Genomic DNA, 17,232 nt, shown 5'->3' with positions numbered 1-17,232 from the left:
ATCAATTCTTTGATCCGGAGCGCGTGGTGCATGATCAGACAGCCAGTCTGGCAGAAGGGGCTATTCGTGGTTGGGATAAGAAAACCACGTATTATTACCCGATGTTGGAGTCACTGGCTAAGTACTACAAATTTGATATTGAACTGCCTTTTTGTGATTTGCCTGAGAAGATACGGCAAATTGTGCTCTATGGCAGCGGACAAGATGAAATTGAATTTCGCTATCAACGCCCTCATGGCGGCTATATGGTTAAGAGGCATGTTTTTGAAGGAATTATTCCTAATATGCAGCGCCGCTATAGAGAGTCGGATTCAGCAATGATTCGGGAAGAATTGGCGAAATACCTTTCGTCTCGCCCTTGCATGACCTGCCATGGCACGCGCTTAAGAGAAGAAGCGCGCCATGTGTTTGTTGCTGATAAAAATTTACCTGAAATTACGGCCTATTCGATCGAAAAAAGCACATGAATTCTTTAAAAACTTGCAATTAACGGGTTATCGCGGTGAGATTGCTGCCAAAATTAATAAGGAAATTGTTGAACGTTTGGGTTTCCTGGTTAACGTAGGTCTGGATTATTTATCCCTTACTCGTAGTGCAGAAACGTTGTCTGGTGGTGAAGCACAACGAATTCGTCTTGCCAGTCAGATTGGTTCTGGGTTAGTAGGGGTTATGTACATCCTTGATGAACCCTCTATTGGTCTGCATCAGCGGGATAATGAACGTTTACTGCAGACGCTTTTTCATTTGCGAAACCTAGGTAATACCGTCATCGTGGTAGAGCATGATGAAGATGCGATTCGTTCAGCGGATTATGTACTGGACATTGGTCCAGGAGCTGGTGTGCATGGCGGAAAAATAGTCGCTAGCGGTACTCCAGAAGAAGTCATGGCTAAGCCATCCTCCTTGACTGGGCAATACCTGTCCGGCAAACAAGAAATTGCTGTGCCCAGGGAGCGGGTCGTTGTTGATGAAAACAAGATGATTCATTTAACTGGCGTGACTTGTAATAATTTAAGCAACATCAGCGTCAGTATTCCTTTGGGACTTATTACCTGTGCAACCGGGGTTTCTGGTTCGGGCAAATCGAGTTTAGTTAATGACACACTCTACCCCATCGCTGCGAATCGATTAAATAGGGCAAGCCTCTTAACGCCGGGGGGCGCTTCGCGATATCAAGGGCTTGGAGCTTTGCGACAAAGTGATTGATATTGATCAAAGCCCAATTGGTCGAACACCACGCTCTAATCCAGCAACTTACACCGGCATATTTACGCCGATTCGTGAGTTATTTTCAGGTACGCCAGAAGCAAGAGCACGTGGTTATCAGCCAGGCCGCTTTAGTTTCAACGTCCGTGGAGGACGTTGCGAAGCTTGTCAGGGTGATGGTCTTATCAAAGTAGAAATGCATTTTCTGCCTGATATTTATGTGGCTTGCGACGTATGTAAAGGCAAGCGTTACAATCGAGAAACGCTGGAAATTCAGTACAAAGGTAAAAATATTCACGAAATTCTGGATATGACTGTAGAAGATGCTCGCGTCTTTTTTGATGCGGTGCCGGTGCTGGCTAGAAAATGCCAAACCTTAATTGATGTCGGTTTGTCTTATATCCGTTTAGGCCAAAATGCTACTACCTTGTCAGGAGGAGAGGCGCAGCGTATCAAACTGGCTCGTGAATTATCAAAACGGGATACCGGCAGCACACTCTATATTCTCGATGAACCTACTACAGGCTTGCATTTTCACGATATCAAACAACTGCTTGGAGTTTTATTCCGTTTGCGCGAACAAGGCAATACCATTGTCATCATTGAGCACAATCTTGATGTGATAAAGACAGCAGATTGGTTAATTGATCTTGGCCCTGAAGGGGGACATAAAGGCGGGCAAATTATTGCAACCGGTACACCGGAAATGGTTGCACAATGCAAGCATTCCTATACAGGACAATTTTTAAAGCCTTTGTTGGATAAAGCGAAGAAGAAATCTAAATAGAATATATCGCTTGCTCCGATTCGCTATGTTTAATACGTTACCCCGTTTCTTTTATTAGCAAATGGTCTTGATCAATTTTATATTCAATAATATCGCCTGGTTGACAGTTTAAATAAGAGCAAATGGCTTCAAGAGTTGAAAAACGGATGGCTTTTGCTTTTCCATTCTTTAAAATCGATAAATTCGCTTCAGTAATTCCTGTGGCCTCAGCTAACTCTTTAAGGCGGCATTTTCGCGTAGCCATCATAACGTCTAAATTAACAATAATTGGCATGGGTCTACTTCCTTAAATTGTTAATTGAGAATCTGACTTTAGTTGATTGGCTTCTTTGAGGATCCACGAAGCAATTAAAATAATAAAAGCGGTAATTAAGGTGGATGCATTTGTTGTTCCTAATGTAATGCTAGCAAAACGCTCCCCTGCAGGATTATTGAAACTTAGTGCTGCAGTTATCAATGGCTGGTAAATTAATTGAATCAATTCTCCTACTATCATGTAAATGCTAATACTTTTAATTAACTTGATATTCGCTTCTTCAAATAAATTTCCTGTCCCATATAGATTAAACAATTTGGCCAGCTTGTTAAAAATCATAACTGTTATTGATAAGGGTAATAACTGAATGGTTAAAATAACTAACCGGTGTATGAGTGAATAATTGGAAGGATCATGGACATGTCTTGCAGAGATAATGGAAGACCATGCTCCCCAATTGAACATACTTTCTATATTAAATAGAATCAGATAAGCGGTAACAAAAGGTATACTCCAGCAAAGTACTCTAAAAAAAGATGCAGTATATGGCTTGTTAGTTGTATTTTTTCATTAAAAATTCTCCGTAGTTATTCTTGCTTATATTACACTCATAATATATTGTTTATCAACAAATATAATGCAAAAAACAATATATTTATATTGTTAAACGATATATTTTCTGTCGTCACTATTAACCTAGTCTATAATTAAGCCGTAGGATTCTGCATCATAATGGTGCAGTTAGTATAAGGAGATTTATTATGAAGATTAAATCAACAGTAGCCGGATTAATATTTGCTACCTCTATGATTGCAGCAGGAACAAGCCAAGCGGCATGTGCATCCTGTACAGTACAAGAAGGATTTTCAGGAACTGGCTGGCACATGGTTCGATGTAATGTTTGTCTTCAACCCGCTGAAACCTGGCAGCAATATGTTAGCGGAGGCTACGCCCCACCAGTAACTAGAAATAATAACCTATGGATCATAGGTCAATAATAGAGTGGTTCTGAGAGGGGTGAGACTGGTCAGTGTGATTTGGCCGGTCTCACCTTTTATTTAATGAGGTAGAGCTTCGCAACAGCGAAGGGATATTATGCATAAAGGCTGAGAGAGGATACAAAAATATAACCTACGTCCTGTGCATAGCGCAGGACGTAGGTTATAAAAAATTTTGGGGCTCTTTCTCAGGCATAAAGCACGTCAGGCAGAGAGTATTAAAGGGCTTTCATAAACTCAGTTAGATCGGCTTTTTCCTGAGTATTTAATTGCAGCTGCAAAACTAGATTGAAAAACTCAACTGTATCAGCCAAGGTCAACAGACGGCCATCGTGCAGATAAGGTGGAGAATCTTTGATGCCGCGTAAAGGAAAGGTTTTAATCGGTCCATCACCTACAGCTCGAAGCCCATTGATGGTTTGTGGATTAAAGAAACGTTCCGTATGCAGGTTATGCATGCTGTTGTCGGTGTAATAAGGAGGCGCGTGACAAGTTGCACATCTTGCTTTACCAAAGAAGAGTGCTTGGCCTCGCAACTCCGCCGGAGTAGCTTTAGCAGGATCTAATTTCCCATCCCAGCTTAATTTAGGAGCAGGCGGAAAATCTAATATTTCCTGAAATTCAGCCATGAAGTGAACTTGGCTGCCGCGTTCAAGAATATTGACCCCTTTTTTGGTGGCAATGACTGGATCGCCATCAAAGTAAGCGGCGCGTTGTTCGAACTCAGTAAAATCTTCGATTGTTTTTAATGCGCGTTGTGAGCCGAAGAGTCGTTGGATATTTACGCCGCGTAAAGTCGGAGTATTAATACGATGACGAAACTCTTGTGGACGAATGTCGCCAACCAGATGGGTTGCCTTGTTGGTATGGCCGTTGGCATGGCAATCAAGGCAAGCAACGCCGCGGCTTGGTGTTACAGTACGTCGATCATCCGTTTGGTTAAATTGTTGTTGCGGAAAGGGGGTTACCAATAAGCGTAGGCCTTCCAATTGTTTAGGATTAAGAATGCCGTTAAATAATTCGAAATAATTCTCGATAGTAACCAGTTTTCCTTGTGATACATCGCCAAGATCTGGACGAGTCGTCAAAAATATTGGGGCAGGAAACGGTGGTAAAAAATGGTCGGGAATATCAAAATCCAGATCAAAGCGAGTCAGATCGCGGTGTTCCTGTTTGTTGATTTCATCGATAGCGAATTTCGGAAAAAGCATGCCCCCTTCCGGGTGGTTGGGGTGTGGTAGAGGCAGGAAGCCTTGGGGATATAACCCTTCTTCCTTAATTTGCTCTGGTGTCATTTTAGCGAGCTGATCCCAAGTTGTTCCATCGGGTAACTTAACACGTACACCTTCCTGGATTGGTTTGCCATTTGACATCTGCGCATTTTGCGATGGTTTGTTGCTTAAGTCATAACGTTGATTCAGTAAATCTTGCTGTTTCTTGTTAATTCCATCTTTTGCATCAGACATTCGCTTCATAACTGTTTGAAATGTCTCTTGCATGACTACTGGCATGTAGCTGGTAGGGGGCGCACCAGAGGCTTGAGGATTCGAAGGTGCAGTCGCGGGAGTAGTAGAGGACTCAGCATGTACTAAAGTCATCAACGAGCAAGAAAGGGCAGTCAATCCAATGATTTTTTTAACATAGAAGATCCGTTTCTTAGGAATATAGTCCTCCCAATCATAAAATAGTTGTAATTTCATTACAATAAGAGAACTTTGTCGCTTGGTTTGCAAAAGAAAATGGCTGTCAATTCTGTTGAAAATTGTATTCAGGTTGACAAGTTTTTTCGCTTCAACTAGATTAATGTCGTTTTTATCACCGGGGGTGCTTTGTAGCAATTAGCGTTGCAAGGCTGAGAAAAACCCTTAAAACCTGCTCTGGTTAATGCCTGCGGAGGGAGTGTGATGGTTAGAGATACTTTCTTATTAATAGCCTTTAAAAGGGCTTATCTTTGACGTCACATCCTCTGTTTGATGAATAGAAGGATGTTATGGCCGTTCCATTTTACAAGCTTATGCTGGTTACTCATCGGGAGTCTTGTTCTTTAGCTGAGTATTTGGTTTTTATTGAGCAATGCGTCAGTGCAGGCGTTAGTGCTGTCCAGTTGCGTGAAAAAAATGCTTCCCCCGCTTTTTTATTAGAATTCGCTTCTAAACTTAAGACTCTTTTAGATCACTACAATATTCCTCTTATTATCAATGATGATCTTGAACTGGCCTTGGCAGTTAATGCCCAGGGACTGCATTTGGGACAAACTGACGGTTCACCACAACTCGCCAGGCAACGTCTGGGCCCAGGTAAATTTCTCGGTTTATCAATAGAAACGGAGGATGATTTGCAGCGAGCCAATCAGTATGTTGTTGATTATGTGGCTGCCAGCGCAGTCTTCCCTACTCAGCATAAAAAGAATATTCGCACAATCTGGGGGGTGGATGGGCTGCACAGTTTAAGCCTGCGTTCAACTCATCCAATCATCGGTATAGGTGGTATTGATCAACACAATGTCAATGAGGTTATGGCCGCCGGAGCGAAGGGGATTGCGATAATTGGTGCTCTTCATAAGGCGGAAAACCCTGCTCTTATGGCAGCAACTCTACGTCAATTAATAGAAGGAAGTGAGAAATGATTAATCTGTTGAAGGATTTGGAAGACGCTGTCGTTAGTCTGCGTCAAACTAAACCGTTGGTTTTGTGTTTAACCAATTTTGTCACCATGGAGTTTATGGCTAACAGCCTATTGGCGTTGGGGGCGGCCCCCTTAATGAGTCAAGCGATGGATGAAATTGAAGAGCTGGTGACGATCAGTCAAGTGGTCAACATCAACTTAGGTACTATCGATCAAGCCTTCTATGAGCGAGCCTTCGAGGCCACAAAATTAGCCAAGATACAAAAAAACCTGTCGTACTGGATCCGGTTGGCGCCGGTGCAAGTCGTTTACGTACCAGTGCAGCGAAATCCTTTCTTCCTTATGTCGATATTATTCGCGGAAATGCCAGTGAGATCCTGGCTCTGAGAGATGAAGCTGCCGATACAAAAGGCGTTGAATCTTCCCGTAGCGTGAATCAAGCAATGCATGCTGCTCAACAACTTGCTGTTTCACCATCAAAAATCGTTGTGGTAAGTGGTCCGATTGATTTTATAACCGATGGCAGACAGGCAATCAATTTACCCTTTGGTTCACCCCTGATGCCTCTGGTGACGGGGATGGGGTGTACGCTGACTGCTGTCATTGCCGCTTTTGCTGCAATTGGTTTAAGCATTTACCAGGCGGCTTTTCTGGCAACTGCTTATTTTGGTTTATGTGGGCAATTAACCCAACATAAAATACAAGGACCAGGGGCTTTTCGGCAAGTATTCATTGATAGGTTATATAAACCTGATTGGGAATTATTCAGTGAATGGATTGCAAGCGCTAAGGATAGTTTGCTCGTAAAATTAGATTAATTGAGATAGAAAATGACTATGCGCTATAAAACCCTGTCTATAGCAGGTTTCGATGGTTCTGGCGGAGCGGGTATTCAAGCCGATTTGAAAACTTTTTCCGCTTTTGGTTGTTATGGTATGACGGTACTCACGGCGTTGCCCGTACAAAATACCTGTGGGGTTAAAGCTTGCTATGAGCTGCCTTTACAGGCTATCGATGATCAATTGCATACTATTTTTGAAGATATCCGGCCGGACAGTATTAAGATAGGGATGCTTTTTAAACGAGAGATTATTGAGCTGGTTGCCAATTTCCTTAGGCGCTACGCGGCGGAAATCCCTATCGTCCTTGATCCCGTACTTGTCGCTAAAAGTGGTGATCGTCTGCTATTAGCTGATGCTTTGGATACTATGAGATCGGCGCTTATTCCGCTTGCTACAGTGATTACTCCGAATTTACCTGAGGCTTGGGATTTAATTGGTGAGATTCACTTCTCGAGTGACAACATGCTGGAACTGGCACGAAAGCTGATTAAACTAGGCCCACAAAATGTGTTATTAAAAGGCGGGCATTTATCGACGTCCCATTCCAATGATCTCCTTCTTAATCAGGAAGGAGAGTTCTACTGGTTTGAGGGAGCTAGAATTAATTCAAAAAATACACATGGAACGGGCTGTACCTTATCCGCTGCTATCAGTGCCTGTCTGGCTTTAGGCATTGAGCTAAAGGAAGCATGTAAGATAGCTAAAGAATATGTGTTTAAGGCAATAGAGGCGGCGAAAAATGAGCAAATTGGCTTAGGACATGGGCCGGTACATCATTTCTACAATCTCTGGCCTACGCTAACTCCTCGAGAGGGGAAGTGGCTTTATGATAAGTCGAGTGCGACCCTTAGTTAAGGGTTTGCTTTTTCCCTCATTTTAGAGCTATAACTTATTGGAGAGAAAACAAAAGGGATAGAACAATGGGTACCTTTCTCATAGCGATTTTAGTCATCGTTGTGTTACTTGTCTTCTGGGCGATAGGCATTTTTAACAACTTAATTGGCTTAATTGAGGCTATTAATAACAATAAACGTCAAATTGATATTCAATTAGATCGGCGCTTCAAAGTATTCGAATCTTTAATTGAATCAGTAAAAAATACATGGATTACGAAAAAACCACTTTAAAAGACGTGGTGGCATTACGTAATCAAGCACAAGCAGCCAAAGCTGCTGGCGATGAAAAAGCACGGATGGCAGCAGAAAACGGGATTTCGCAAATTGCATCTGGCTTGAACGTGGTGTTTGAGCAATACCCTGACTTGAAGGCCAGTTCGAACGTTTTGCAATTGCAAGAAGAGATCGTTAATACCGAAAATAAACTGGCATACTCCAAGCAAGCCTATAATGATAGCATTGAACGTTACAATGCGAAGAAAAATCCTTTTTTGAATCGATGGTGGTTGGTTTTTCCGTGATAAATTGGATAAAGTATTTGAATATTGGTCATTGCCTGACGATCAAATTAAAGCACGCGAAGACTATACTGTGAAATTTGAGTAATTTATGGCTCTTTCTGATTATCATGCATCCATAGGCAATTGGCGCCAGCAATTGCGCCGTAATGAACGCAGAACTTTCTGGGTAATTCTGATTTTTCTTGCTGTTTATACTGGCGTTGGTATGTTTGCGGATGTGGTTATTGTGCAGTCGCTCTATCCTCAAGCCACTTTACAACAGTGTATTTATGCTCTGGTCACCTGGCGTGTCATACCTTATGCAACGATATTAATGATAGCTTTTGCAGCGATATCCTTATTGGTTACCTATACACTCTATGATCGCATTATGTTACTTGGTACTGACTCACGCGAGATTAACGAGAACCTTGCTCAAACATTACAGGAAAAGCAACTTTATAATGTGGTCGAGGAAATGAAGGTTGCTGCAGGTTTGCGGTATATGCCTAAGGTTTATATCATCGAAGCAGACTACATGAATGCCTTTGCCAGTGGTTATAGTGAAAAATCAGCGATGGTCGCTATTACCCGCGGTTTAATGGAAAAATTGGATCGGGCAGAATTACAGGCAGTCATGGCGCATGAATTAAGTCATATTCGCCATCATGATATCAAGTTGACGCTGATGGTTGCCGTGCTAAGTAATATTCTCTTGATTGTAATTGATATTTTGTTTTACAGCGTGATTTATCGACGTGATCGGCGTGACGATAATCGCTTGGCATTAGTTATCATGTTGCTACGTTACATCTTACCGATCATTACGGTGGTTTTAGCACTCTTTGTAAGCCGTACACGGGAATACATGGCGGATGCTGGTTCAGTTGAATTAATGCGTGACAATGAACCTATGGCGCGTGCACTACTGAAAATCACTCAAGATCATCACCAGCATGCTGAGCAATATAGCGATCAGTACGGACAAACACCGCATGAACAGGTGCGACACGCTTCTTACTTGTTTGATCCGTCCAGTATTGATCCAGTGAAGTCATTTAGTAACGCATTTTCTACCCACCCTACGATTGATGAGCGTTTACGCGCTTTAGGTTTTAAACGCAAGAGTCCTAAAGAGACAAAGGAAGAACCCCAGGAATAAACCGTTGTTAATCGTCTTGCTTCCGGGCATTCAGCGTTGGTGGCAGGCTACACAACCATAGCCAGAGTTAAACAGGATGGCTTTGTCTGGATCAGGATTGTCTTTCTGGAAATTGACGACGTTAGCCTTCGCATTCAAAATTCTTTTTTCCAGCATTTGGCGATAGAGCCAAGACGGATAGTTTTGGGCGAGTTTGGCATTTTGATATATTTTGATCGCAGTTTGCCAATCGCCGGCTTTCACTAACATATCGCCCATATTCATAAAAAATCCTTCAAAATTATGAGGAGCAGCCCATGAGTTCCAGCACGCGCGTCCTTTGCCTTGCTGAGTTTTACGAGTCATATAGAATTTATAATCAGGATTTTTGCGATCGACTTTTCTTCCTGCACACAAATCCAGAGTACGCCATTGCCATTCCAAGCCTTCTTTAAAATAATCGGATTGTGGTGCTAAGGTACTCATTGGATAACCTGCGGTAAAATAATTAAATTCCGGCCAATTGGTTATCGCACGCTGTAAAGTAAAATAACCCCGTGTTTCTTCGCGTTTATCATGAAAAATTTTACCTTCAATTAATTGGGTATCTCCCAGGAAACCTTCGAAGACCGCATTATGAGGATCAAGAGTAAAGGCATCAGAAAAATATTTTTTGCCAGAACAATTTCATTGGTAATTTGGGGGGATTCCTGTGGCAGGCGCTGCCGTTCGGTGATTTTCCAGATGTGAGTAAAGCCTATATAGGCGGCAAGCTTGGGGTCATTCGGATTTTGTAGGTAAGCAGCCATTAATAAGTAATCTACTTTAGCCAAATCTTCATAGTGGCCTTGATGTAAGGTGCTCCAAAAATAAAGTTCTGCTTTCTTGGCCAGTTCACTATGGGATGAAATAGCTCGTTTTTGCGGAGTAGTCATTACGGCTATTTTTTCACAGCCTGTCAGACTGAATGCAATGAGATTTAAGATAATAAAAGAAAACCTCATCTGGGAGGCTCCATGGCAATTGAATCATCTTTATAGCATGTAAATTTAATGGCTTACAAGTCAAAGAAGGTAGTCTCTTTAAAGGAATTACACCGCCTACATAAGTAATTTTTCGGGGGCATCATAACCAGGATAATCCAGATTTTTAGACGTTCTTTATCCCTTTCATTTATCTCTGGATAGAGATGAAAAAATCGGTCGCGCAGGTAATTTGAAGTTGTCACTGTTTTATTCTTTTCACTGGGATTGGGAGCAGAGGTGGTATTGGTTTGCTCAACCTTTTTTAATACTTGGTTAAAACGTGAGTCTTTCACGAGCGTAGCGATAGGTAGTAAGTCCTTAAAGGTTTTTCTTTCTAAAATATCAGTAACAGAGAATTTTTTAACAACGTTGTTAGTAGGGACACTTTATACTTTGTGTTGGTTTTTATGAATTTTTTGATTTATCAATTTACAACCATTTTTTCGCTTAAAATACTTATAGGGTATCAGAGCTGATAAAATCATGAGGCCAAGCGCTATGAGATAACCCCACTTGAAGTTTAATTCCGGCATGAAATGGAAATTCATGCCATAAATACTGGCGATCAAGGTTGGCGGCAGGAAAATAACAGCCGCGACGGAAAATATTTTGATAATGGCGTTCTGTTCGATATTAATCATTCCCAGCGTTGCATCAAGAAGAAAATTCACTTTACTGGAAATAAAGTTGGCGTGGTCACTTAGTGCGCCAATATCTTTGGCTAAAGTACCTAACCTGACTTGCCCTTCACTATCGATTTGAGTACCGGCTGATTGCCCAAAGAAAGTAATTAAGCGATTAAGGGTAACCAGACATTCGCGCGCTTTGGTATTTAGATCCGCATTGGCACCTATGTGTTGAATGATTTGTTGATAATCAGGTTTTTCAGTGGTTGCGGTTTGCTGTTGGTGGAAAATAGTGTTGGAGGCTTCTTCCAAATGGTGGCCAACCGTTTCCAGCATATCGGCTAATCTATCTACTGCGGACTCCAGTAACTCGATGAGTAAGTTAGCTGGTTGATGGCAGTTAATATCAATTTTTTGTACTTTCGTTGTAAATAGTTTAAAAGCCAGCGGTTCGATATAACGTATCGTAATCAACTGTTGTTTGGTAAGAACAAAAGTTATCGCATCATGTTTGGGATCTGGCGAGGCTGATTGTGCAATCATTAACGCTGTCATAAACAGTGCCTCTTTGGTTTTATAAAGTCGACTGGATAGTTCAATCTCCAGCATTTCTTCACGAGTGGGAATATTCAAATTTAAGAATTTTTCAATTTGTAATTCTTCTTCTTTCGTGGGATGAAGTAAATCAAGCCAAATGGCATCTTTCAATAAAGGAAGATTATTTTCAGTGATTTCATGAAGTTGTAGGGCACCGTGATCCAGGTAGGCTTTAATCATCCGATTCTCATTTCTCCCGCCGTTAAATTAAGTTAACCTACTTAGCGGTGACAAGCTAGTCAGGTATTGAAATTTTCGCAGAGTGAAATTTTATTGGTGAGAACACGGCTATCCCATTTATACCGTTTGTTTAGCTGCAGGAGAAACGTGTAAACTTACGCAATTGATACAGGGAAGGATTATTTGGATGAACAAAATTTGCTTATTGATACTGTTATTTTTTAGCCAATTGAGCGTGGCAAATGCAGCACAAAAATCAGTGAACTGTGTTTTGCAGGGTATAAAAGAACCTCTCTCATTTGCAGTGCCGAGCAAAGCAGGTGATTTGCCAGAGATTGATTTTCCTTATCCTGTAAAGACTACGCTGTTTAGTCTGAGAGATAAGAATTTACTTTAGTGGCGGTCGATCAAGATGATCCATCGCGTCTTAGGATCTTTATTTCCGCACAAGCCCATAAAAAGAATCAACACTACGAAGGTCAATGTATGACCGATTATGGTGGTAACCAAATTCAACTGGATAATGGGCCTGTTTCTTGTGAGATAAAATAGATTTCTTCGGAAGTTTAATAATGTTTAAGTGCAATTTTATGAAGCCAAATGACAAGCTATTTAATGCAATTATTTTTGACTTTGATGGAGTCATTTTGGATAGCGAACCGATTCACTATGAAGCTTGTGATTATGTATTAAAAGGCATGGGTCTTCATCTTGATTACGAAGAATATAAAGAAAACTATTTAGGCTTAGCTGACAAAACATTATTTCCACAATTATTGGCCAGTAAAGGATTTAATCTGCCATTGGATAAAATCGATCAAATGATCGAGAAAAACAAAGTTACTTTACCTCTCTCATTAGTGATAAAAATGCTTTGCCTGTTATCAAGGGTGTTGCTCAATACATCAAGCAAGCTATTAGGCAAACCAAAAACTCGCCATTTGCAGTGGCGCTACTCAAAAAGAAATTTTCACTGTACTGAAAAAATTGGAACCGGACATTCAGGCATCTCATTTCAATACTATCGTGACAGCTGATCATGTGCGCTATGGAAAACCTTCCCCCGAGGGCTATTTACTTACCGCTAAAAAATTGGGATTTTCTCCAAATCAATGCCTGGTGATTGAAGACTCACCGCATGGCATTATCGCTGCAAAAGAAGCTGGAATGCTTGTCATTGCACTGCTCACTTCATATCAGGAAGCAGAGTTACTGCAGGCAGACTATATTGCCCGTGATTTTGAAACCTTAATGCTTGCTCATTAAGGTTGGAGTTAATTCTATAGGGCATAAATTTTTATTTCCTCATTGCTTTTGATTACCTCATTAATGCTCGTTTTCTTCACTATGAATTCCTTTTAGGAATTTTATTCAGAAAATCTTTCGTTTTATTAAAATTAATCAAAAAGCAATAATATTGAGCGCAAAGGTCTAAATTAACACTTTATGCTAATTGTTAGAGGAAATGCATTGATGAATAAACAACAGATATTGCTTGCAGAACAACCTGCAATTGACTTAATTGAACCAATCAGAAATCTTGGTGCTGGTATAACCGAGCTTGATTTGGCTGAAAACAAACTCGGATCCAAAAACACAGGAGAAATTATTCAAGTCTTAGCTGCCATTCCTGATAGGATAACGTCACTCAATTTGTCTTGTAATGGTTTTGGTGAGAAGAGCATCGATGAAATAATTCAAATTTTATCGGCTATTCCCAAGACTGTAAGACATCTGGACTTTGGTGGAAATTTTTTGATGAGCCAGAAAAAGGATCTCTGGTAAAGATTTTTGCGGCAGTACCCCATACAGTGACATCGTTATCATTAGTTGGGAATATTTTTTCCAAGACGGTATGGAGTTAGCTCAAGCCTTTGCATCTCTCGGACCAAACCTCTTAACGTTGGATCTTTACTTCACAGAGTTAGCCAAGTTATCAACAGATCACTTAAAGCAATTAAAAAATTCTTTACCTTACTTGCAAACTATCTATTTAGAGTATGATGAGATGGCGAAAATGGGACCTGAAAAGGTGAGAATTTTAAATGAAGCTTTTCCCAGCGCTGAAGAGATTATTGTGCTTGACAGTACTACGGCAACAGCTGCTCCCGATGTGATCGGAAGAGCCAATTTGCTTAAAAAATTGGGGTTCAAAGTAAACGTACCGTCGCTTGTAAATCAGTGTGCGTTCTTTATAAATAGAGATACTTTTAATTATGATATATCTTCTCTTCCGGCAGAGTTACAGGAAAAAGTTAATTCATTTTTTTAACCTCCTAAGAACGCTTAATGAAAAAGTACCTTGATTAACAAATGAAGGTACTTTTGGTTAAAATTTTGTTTAAAATTGAGCTACTTCGAACTATGTATGACCGTTACTTCCAAAGGTTAAAATCAATTATGAATTCATATGCTAAAATTTATTAACGATGGACAATGGATATTAATAAATAGACGTTAAGCAACGATTATCCAAGCAAATAATCTCTGCATCGCTAGTTATTTTTTACTGTTCGCCCAGGACTGCCACGCACTTAGCCAGCCTAAATCAAAAATTGTCATCATGAAAGACAATTACTATTCACCAAAAACGATTACTGTTTCTGTAGGACAAACGGTAACGTGGGTTAAACCAGGGTAAGAAAGATCATACCGTTACCAGCTCAAATGGAGCCTTTAATTCAGGCTATATCCTTCCTGGCGCAAAATTTAGTTATACCTTTACTAAGCCAGGCATTTATAACTATAAGTGCACTATTCATACCTTGTTAGGGTTTGGGATGACGGGCGGGGTTATTGTCAAGTAACGGGAAATACGTTGGCACTTATTCAGGCTGTTTTCATGACTGCAAAAACTGAAAAATAAGACCGAGTAAGTGAGGCCTTTTTGAATGGATTCCATATCGGAATGGTTGCTCTTCTCCTTGGAGTAGAGCGACCATTCCCAGGTTGACTAGAATGATTCCAGTTAAGCATAATCAATAAGATGAGCTAACCTTTTCCAGCAGTTCATTTGAAGAGAGGAGAGATCAGTAATTTCAGTAGGACGCTTTACAAAAAAAGCACATTGATTCAGGAGTGAAGGCACGCTTGATTTAATCTTTTGTGTGCGAAGGAAGTTAGCCATCAACAAATTGATGTCGTTGCTGTCGTTAAGTGCGACACCATCCTTAATAAAAATAATATTCTCACGAGCAACGTTCGGAAAAATATCAACCAAGGCAGCCAAATTTTTTCTGGCATCGTTGATACTTCATCATAAGATAAATAAATTTTGCGCAAATGAGGTAAGGAGTTTCTCAATTGAATTAAGCTTTCCAAAGATAAACCATTTAACTGTGTTACCGTTAAATCCATCGTTGTTATGTTGGGAGAAAGGCCGCTGAAGGCTGTAACTAGTTCGTCAGCTCTGTTTAACCCCAACGCTTGTCGACTCAGGACTAGCTCGTTTACACCCTCTGGTATAGCAGTGAAAACTTCTTTTAAAACATTGCCCGTACGTATATTCAGAAGATTGTAGCTTAAATCCAGGGTGGTTATAGTTTTGGGAATGGATGATAACATTCGGATTAGCTTGTCAGGGTCATAAATAAGATGGTTGTTCGCTAAGCTAAGTGCGGTTACCCATGGTGGAATAGTTTTTAATAGCTGGGCAACTTCATCAATATTTTTGAATGCAAGGTAATTTTCGCTCAAATCAAGTCGCGTAATGTCTGTGCCAAGTGTTTTTATGGATTCTGCCAAGTTAACGTCTGAATCGTTTAGTTTTAAAGTTGAAAGACCGCTCATTATTAAATTCCCCTAACTAGTATTAATGCAGCAAAGATAGCGTCTCTTTTTGTCAATAATTGTTTCATTTAGAATTTAAATAATACAGAGAATAGTTTTCTTGGCTGGATTCCAATGAGGAATGGTTGCTCTTCTCCTTGGAGTAGAGCAACCATTCCCAGGTTTACTAGAAAGATTCCAGCTAAGCGTAATCAATAAGATGAATCAATCTTTTCCAGCAGTTCATTTGGAAGAGAGGAGAGGTCAGTAATTTCAGTAGAACGTTTTCAAAAAAAGCACATTGATCGGCGAGTGAAGGGGTGGGGTTCTAAATCCTAAGGTTCTGAGTAAATTGATTTTTGCAAACAGATTGGTTGTGTCGCAGGGGCTGCCAGTTAGGATGATATTTTCAATATTTGGAAAAGCATCATTTAAAGTTCTCACCTTTTCAGGCCCCATTTTCACCATCTCATCATACTCTAAATACAAATAGGGTAAAGAATTGTCTAAAAGCGTTAAGGTTTCTAATGGCAATTCGGATAACTCTGTGAAATATAAATCAAGAGTCAAGAGATCGGGGCCTAAGGCTGCAAAGGCCTCGGCTAACTCTTCGCCGCTTTGGAGAAAGGTATTTCCAATCAATGAGAGTGAAGTCACTGTTTTGGGGATGGCTGCAAAAACTTGTTGGAGGTTTCCCTGTGCCAATTCACCTGGCGAATTGGCATCTAAATAAAGCTGTCTTATTGTGTGAGGGATTTGGGTTGAAATTTTACTAGCTCATTGATGCTTTTCTCAGAAAGTTGATTAGAAGATAAATTTAATGAAGCTATCCATTCAGGTATGGCTAATAAAATTTGTTCAAATCAAGTGTAGTAGTCTCTTTAGGAATATTACGAATAGGTGTATCTAAGTTAATTGCTGGTTGTTGGCCAATGGATATACGCAAACTGCTCATGGCATTTTCCTCTATTAATCAATAAGGCACACATTGTGAATTTTAAAAAACCTTGTTGTTATTAATTTTTCCATTTTAATTGGTAATAATACAACGAAATATTTTATGAGATAGATTCCTTGCAGGAATGAATCTTAAACGGTTGGAGAGGATGATTAGGTAGTTCTTGTTTTGGGGGTATAGCTGAAAAATCAGTTGCTAAATGTTTGTGTTAACCTGCCCAAGCCTTGCTTTTTCAAAGCCATGCATTGTTATAATTAGGCTAATATCATTGAGTATATCTTAGAGATGTAATTGGGCTAGTGATGAATTTTAGAAGGTTATTAATATGAACAATCAATTCGCTGATCATCTCACGGATTTAATCGTAAAAAGATTAAGTGAAGCCAGGGAGGATTTGAAAAAACAATTTTCCTCTGAACATCCTATAAAAGTGGCACGCCATTTTGCCTTGGATAACCTTCTTCCTACTGAAATCGTAGAGGAAATCTATGCTAATTTTCCTAACCCCAAGGACATGCATGTATTAAGTCATCACGGGGAATTAAAGCTACGATATAGCCATCTAAAGGATACATCGAGTCTGATACAGGATATAAACAAGGCTATCCAAAGTCCAAGAGTGGTTGCCGAAATTGAAGCGATCACGGGGATTAAAAACCAAATGCCCGATCCGTCGCGATTTGCGGGTGGCATTAGTACCCTACTCAAAGGATATTATATCAATCCCCATTTAGATAATTCGCATGATATAGATAGGAAATTTTATCGTACTGTTAATTTACTTTTATATGTTTCTCCGAATTGGAAGGAAGAAAATGGTGGTAACT

18 protein-coding genes, 5 pseudogenes and 1 riboswitch are annotated in these 17,232 nt (G+C 40.3%); of the genes and pseudogenes, 15 read left to right on the top strand and 8 right to left on the bottom strand.

From position 1 onward, the window contains the following. Positions 1 to 1,993 (top strand): annotated as a pseudogene (uvrA, locus tag BN58_RS26620) (excinuclease ABC subunit UvrA); the annotation flags it as partial. Between the two features lie 37 nt (positions 1,994 to 2,030). Here the strand turns inward: uvrA and BN58_RS16915 are convergent. After that, complete coding sequence (locus BN58_RS16915) at positions 2,031 to 2,267, bottom strand: helix-turn-helix domain-containing protein (protein WP_019217841.1); 237 nt, start codon at positions 2,265 to 2,267, stop codon at positions 2,031 to 2,033. A 12-nt stretch (positions 2,268 to 2,279) separates the two neighbouring features. Beyond that, complete coding sequence (locus BN58_RS26615; RefSeq protein ID WP_019217840.1) at positions 2,280 to 2,714, bottom strand: DUF2975 domain-containing protein; 435 nt, start codon at positions 2,712 to 2,714, stop codon at positions 2,280 to 2,282. A 296-nt stretch (positions 2,715 to 3,010) separates the two neighbouring features. Here BN58_RS26615 and BN58_RS16905 point away from each other — a divergent pair, with 296 nt between their 5' ends. Beyond that, entirely contained in the window at positions 3,011 to 3,247 is a 237-nt protein-coding gene (locus BN58_RS16905) for a hypothetical protein (RefSeq protein ID WP_019217839.1), read from the top strand. Between the two features lie 218 nt (positions 3,248 to 3,465). Here BN58_RS16905 and BN58_RS16900 read toward each other — a convergent pair whose 3' ends face one another. Beyond that, positions 3,466 to 4,845 carry a cytochrome b6 gene (locus BN58_RS16900; RefSeq protein ID WP_051131948.1) on the bottom strand — a complete coding sequence of 460 codons (1,380 nt, stop codon included), beginning with the start codon at positions 4,843 to 4,845 and terminating at the stop codon, positions 3,466 to 3,468. Between the two features lie 212 nt (positions 4,846 to 5,057). After that, a riboswitch (TPP riboswitch) is annotated at positions 5,058 to 5,164 on the top strand. 73 nt (positions 5,165 to 5,237) lie between these two features. Here BN58_RS16900 and thiE point away from each other — a divergent pair. The 5 genes and pseudogenes from thiE (at position 5,238) to htpX (ending at position 9,272) form a co-directional block, all read left to right on the top strand. Further along, positions 5,238 to 5,873, top strand: a complete 636-nt coding sequence (gene thiE / locus BN58_RS16895) for a thiamine phosphate synthase (protein ID WP_019217837.1) — start codon at positions 5,238 to 5,240, stop codon at positions 5,871 to 5,873. Beyond that, positions 5,870 to 6,690, top strand: a pseudogene (gene thiM, locus BN58_RS26610) (hydroxyethylthiazole kinase). The gene thiE and the pseudogene thiM overlap by 4 nt, the downstream one beginning before the upstream one ends. An 18-nt stretch (positions 6,691 to 6,708) precedes the next feature. Then, positions 6,709 to 7,569 (top strand): bifunctional hydroxymethylpyrimidine kinase/phosphomethylpyrimidine kinase, encoded by an 861-nt coding sequence (thiD, locus tag BN58_RS16885; RefSeq protein WP_019217836.1) that lies wholly within the window; start codon positions 6,709 to 6,711, stop codon positions 7,567 to 7,569. 65 nt (positions 7,570 to 7,634) lie between these two features. Continuing rightward, positions 7,635 to 8,216, top strand: a pseudogene (locus tag BN58_RS37200) (LemA family protein). A 3-nt stretch (positions 8,217 to 8,219) separates the two neighbouring features. Continuing rightward, a complete protein-coding gene (gene htpX, locus BN58_RS16875; protein WP_019217835.1) occupies positions 8,220 to 9,272 on the top strand; it encodes a zinc metalloprotease HtpX in 1,053 nt (350 codons plus the stop codon). 30 nt (positions 9,273 to 9,302) lie between these two features. Here the strand turns inward: htpX and BN58_RS35035 are convergent, their stop codons facing one another. From BN58_RS35035 to corA, 3 genes are all read right to left on the bottom strand, one after another. Continuing rightward, on the bottom strand, positions 9,303 to 9,737 hold the full coding sequence (locus BN58_RS35035) for a hypothetical protein (protein ID WP_019217834.1): 435 nt from the start codon (positions 9,735 to 9,737) through the stop codon (positions 9,303 to 9,305). Between the two features lie 110 nt (positions 9,738 to 9,847). Continuing rightward, entirely contained in the window at positions 9,848 to 10,255 is a 408-nt protein-coding gene (locus tag BN58_RS35030) for a hypothetical protein (RefSeq protein ID WP_019217833.1), read from the bottom strand. Positions 10,256 to 10,662: 407 nt separating this feature from the next. After that, positions 10,663 to 11,679 (bottom strand): magnesium/cobalt transporter CorA, encoded by a 1,017-nt coding sequence (gene corA / locus BN58_RS26595; RefSeq protein WP_019217832.1) that lies wholly within the window; start codon positions 11,677 to 11,679, stop codon positions 10,663 to 10,665. Positions 11,680 to 11,866: 187 nt separating this feature from the next. Here corA and BN58_RS35025 point away from each other — a divergent pair, with 187 nt between their 5' ends. The 7 genes and pseudogenes from BN58_RS35025 to BN58_RS38015 form a co-directional block, all read left to right on the top strand. Continuing rightward, on the top strand, positions 11,867 to 12,076 hold the full coding sequence (locus BN58_RS35025; RefSeq protein WP_019217831.1) for a hypothetical protein: 210 nt from the start codon (positions 11,867 to 11,869) through the stop codon (positions 12,074 to 12,076). Then, positions 12,076 to 12,231, top strand: a complete 156-nt coding sequence (locus BN58_RS35020) for a hypothetical protein (protein ID WP_019217830.1) — start codon at positions 12,076 to 12,078, stop codon at positions 12,229 to 12,231. The genes BN58_RS35025 and BN58_RS35020 overlap by 1 nt, the downstream gene beginning before the upstream one ends. A gap of 38 nt (positions 12,232 to 12,269) precedes the next feature. After that, on the top strand, positions 12,270 to 12,716 hold the full coding sequence (locus BN58_RS31215; protein ID WP_198009967.1) for an HAD hydrolase-like protein: 447 nt from the start codon (positions 12,270 to 12,272) through the stop codon (positions 12,714 to 12,716). Then, positions 12,619 to 12,945 (top strand): HAD family hydrolase, encoded by a 327-nt coding sequence (locus BN58_RS36520; RefSeq protein ID WP_156812603.1) that lies wholly within the window; start codon positions 12,619 to 12,621, stop codon positions 12,943 to 12,945. The genes BN58_RS31215 and BN58_RS36520 overlap by 98 nt, the downstream gene beginning before the upstream one ends. Positions 12,946 to 13,152: 207 nt before the next feature. Further along, on the top strand, positions 13,153 to 13,464 hold the full coding sequence (locus tag BN58_RS16850) for a hypothetical protein (protein WP_026069561.1): 312 nt from the start codon (positions 13,153 to 13,155) through the stop codon (positions 13,462 to 13,464). A 70-nt stretch (positions 13,465 to 13,534) separates the two neighbouring features. After that, positions 13,535 to 13,951 carry a hypothetical protein gene (locus BN58_RS16845; protein ID WP_026069560.1) on the top strand — a complete coding sequence of 139 codons (417 nt, stop codon included), beginning with the start codon at positions 13,535 to 13,537 and terminating at the stop codon, positions 13,949 to 13,951. Between the two features lie 406 nt (positions 13,952 to 14,357). Beyond that, a pseudogene (locus BN58_RS38015) lies at positions 14,358 to 14,486 on the top strand (cupredoxin domain-containing protein); the annotation flags it as partial. 319 nt (positions 14,487 to 14,805) lie between these two features. Here the strand turns inward: BN58_RS38015 and BN58_RS16840 are convergent. Both BN58_RS16840 and BN58_RS16835 read right to left on the bottom strand, forming a co-directional pair. Then, positions 14,806 to 15,468 carry a leucine-rich repeat domain-containing protein gene (locus BN58_RS16840; RefSeq protein WP_026069559.1) on the bottom strand — a complete coding sequence of 221 codons (663 nt, stop codon included), beginning with the start codon at positions 15,466 to 15,468 and terminating at the stop codon, positions 14,806 to 14,808. A gap of 252 nt (positions 15,469 to 15,720) precedes the next feature. After that, entirely contained in the window at positions 15,721 to 16,152 is a 432-nt protein-coding gene (locus BN58_RS16835; protein ID WP_026069558.1) for a hypothetical protein, read from the bottom strand. 578 nt (positions 16,153 to 16,730) lie between these two features. Between BN58_RS16835 and BN58_RS16825 the strand changes: the two are divergent. After that, positions 16,731 to 17,232: pseudogene (locus BN58_RS16825) on the top strand (2OG-Fe(II) oxygenase); the annotation flags it as partial.

It is taken from the genome of Legionella tunisiensis (genome assembly GCF_000308315.1).
In the GTDB taxonomy this organism is placed as follows: domain Bacteria; phylum Pseudomonadota; class Gammaproteobacteria; order Legionellales; family Legionellaceae; genus Tatlockia; species Tatlockia tunisiensis.
The sequence above is the reverse complement of the archived record's forward strand: the minus strand, read 5'-3'. Positions and strand labels throughout refer to the sequence as shown.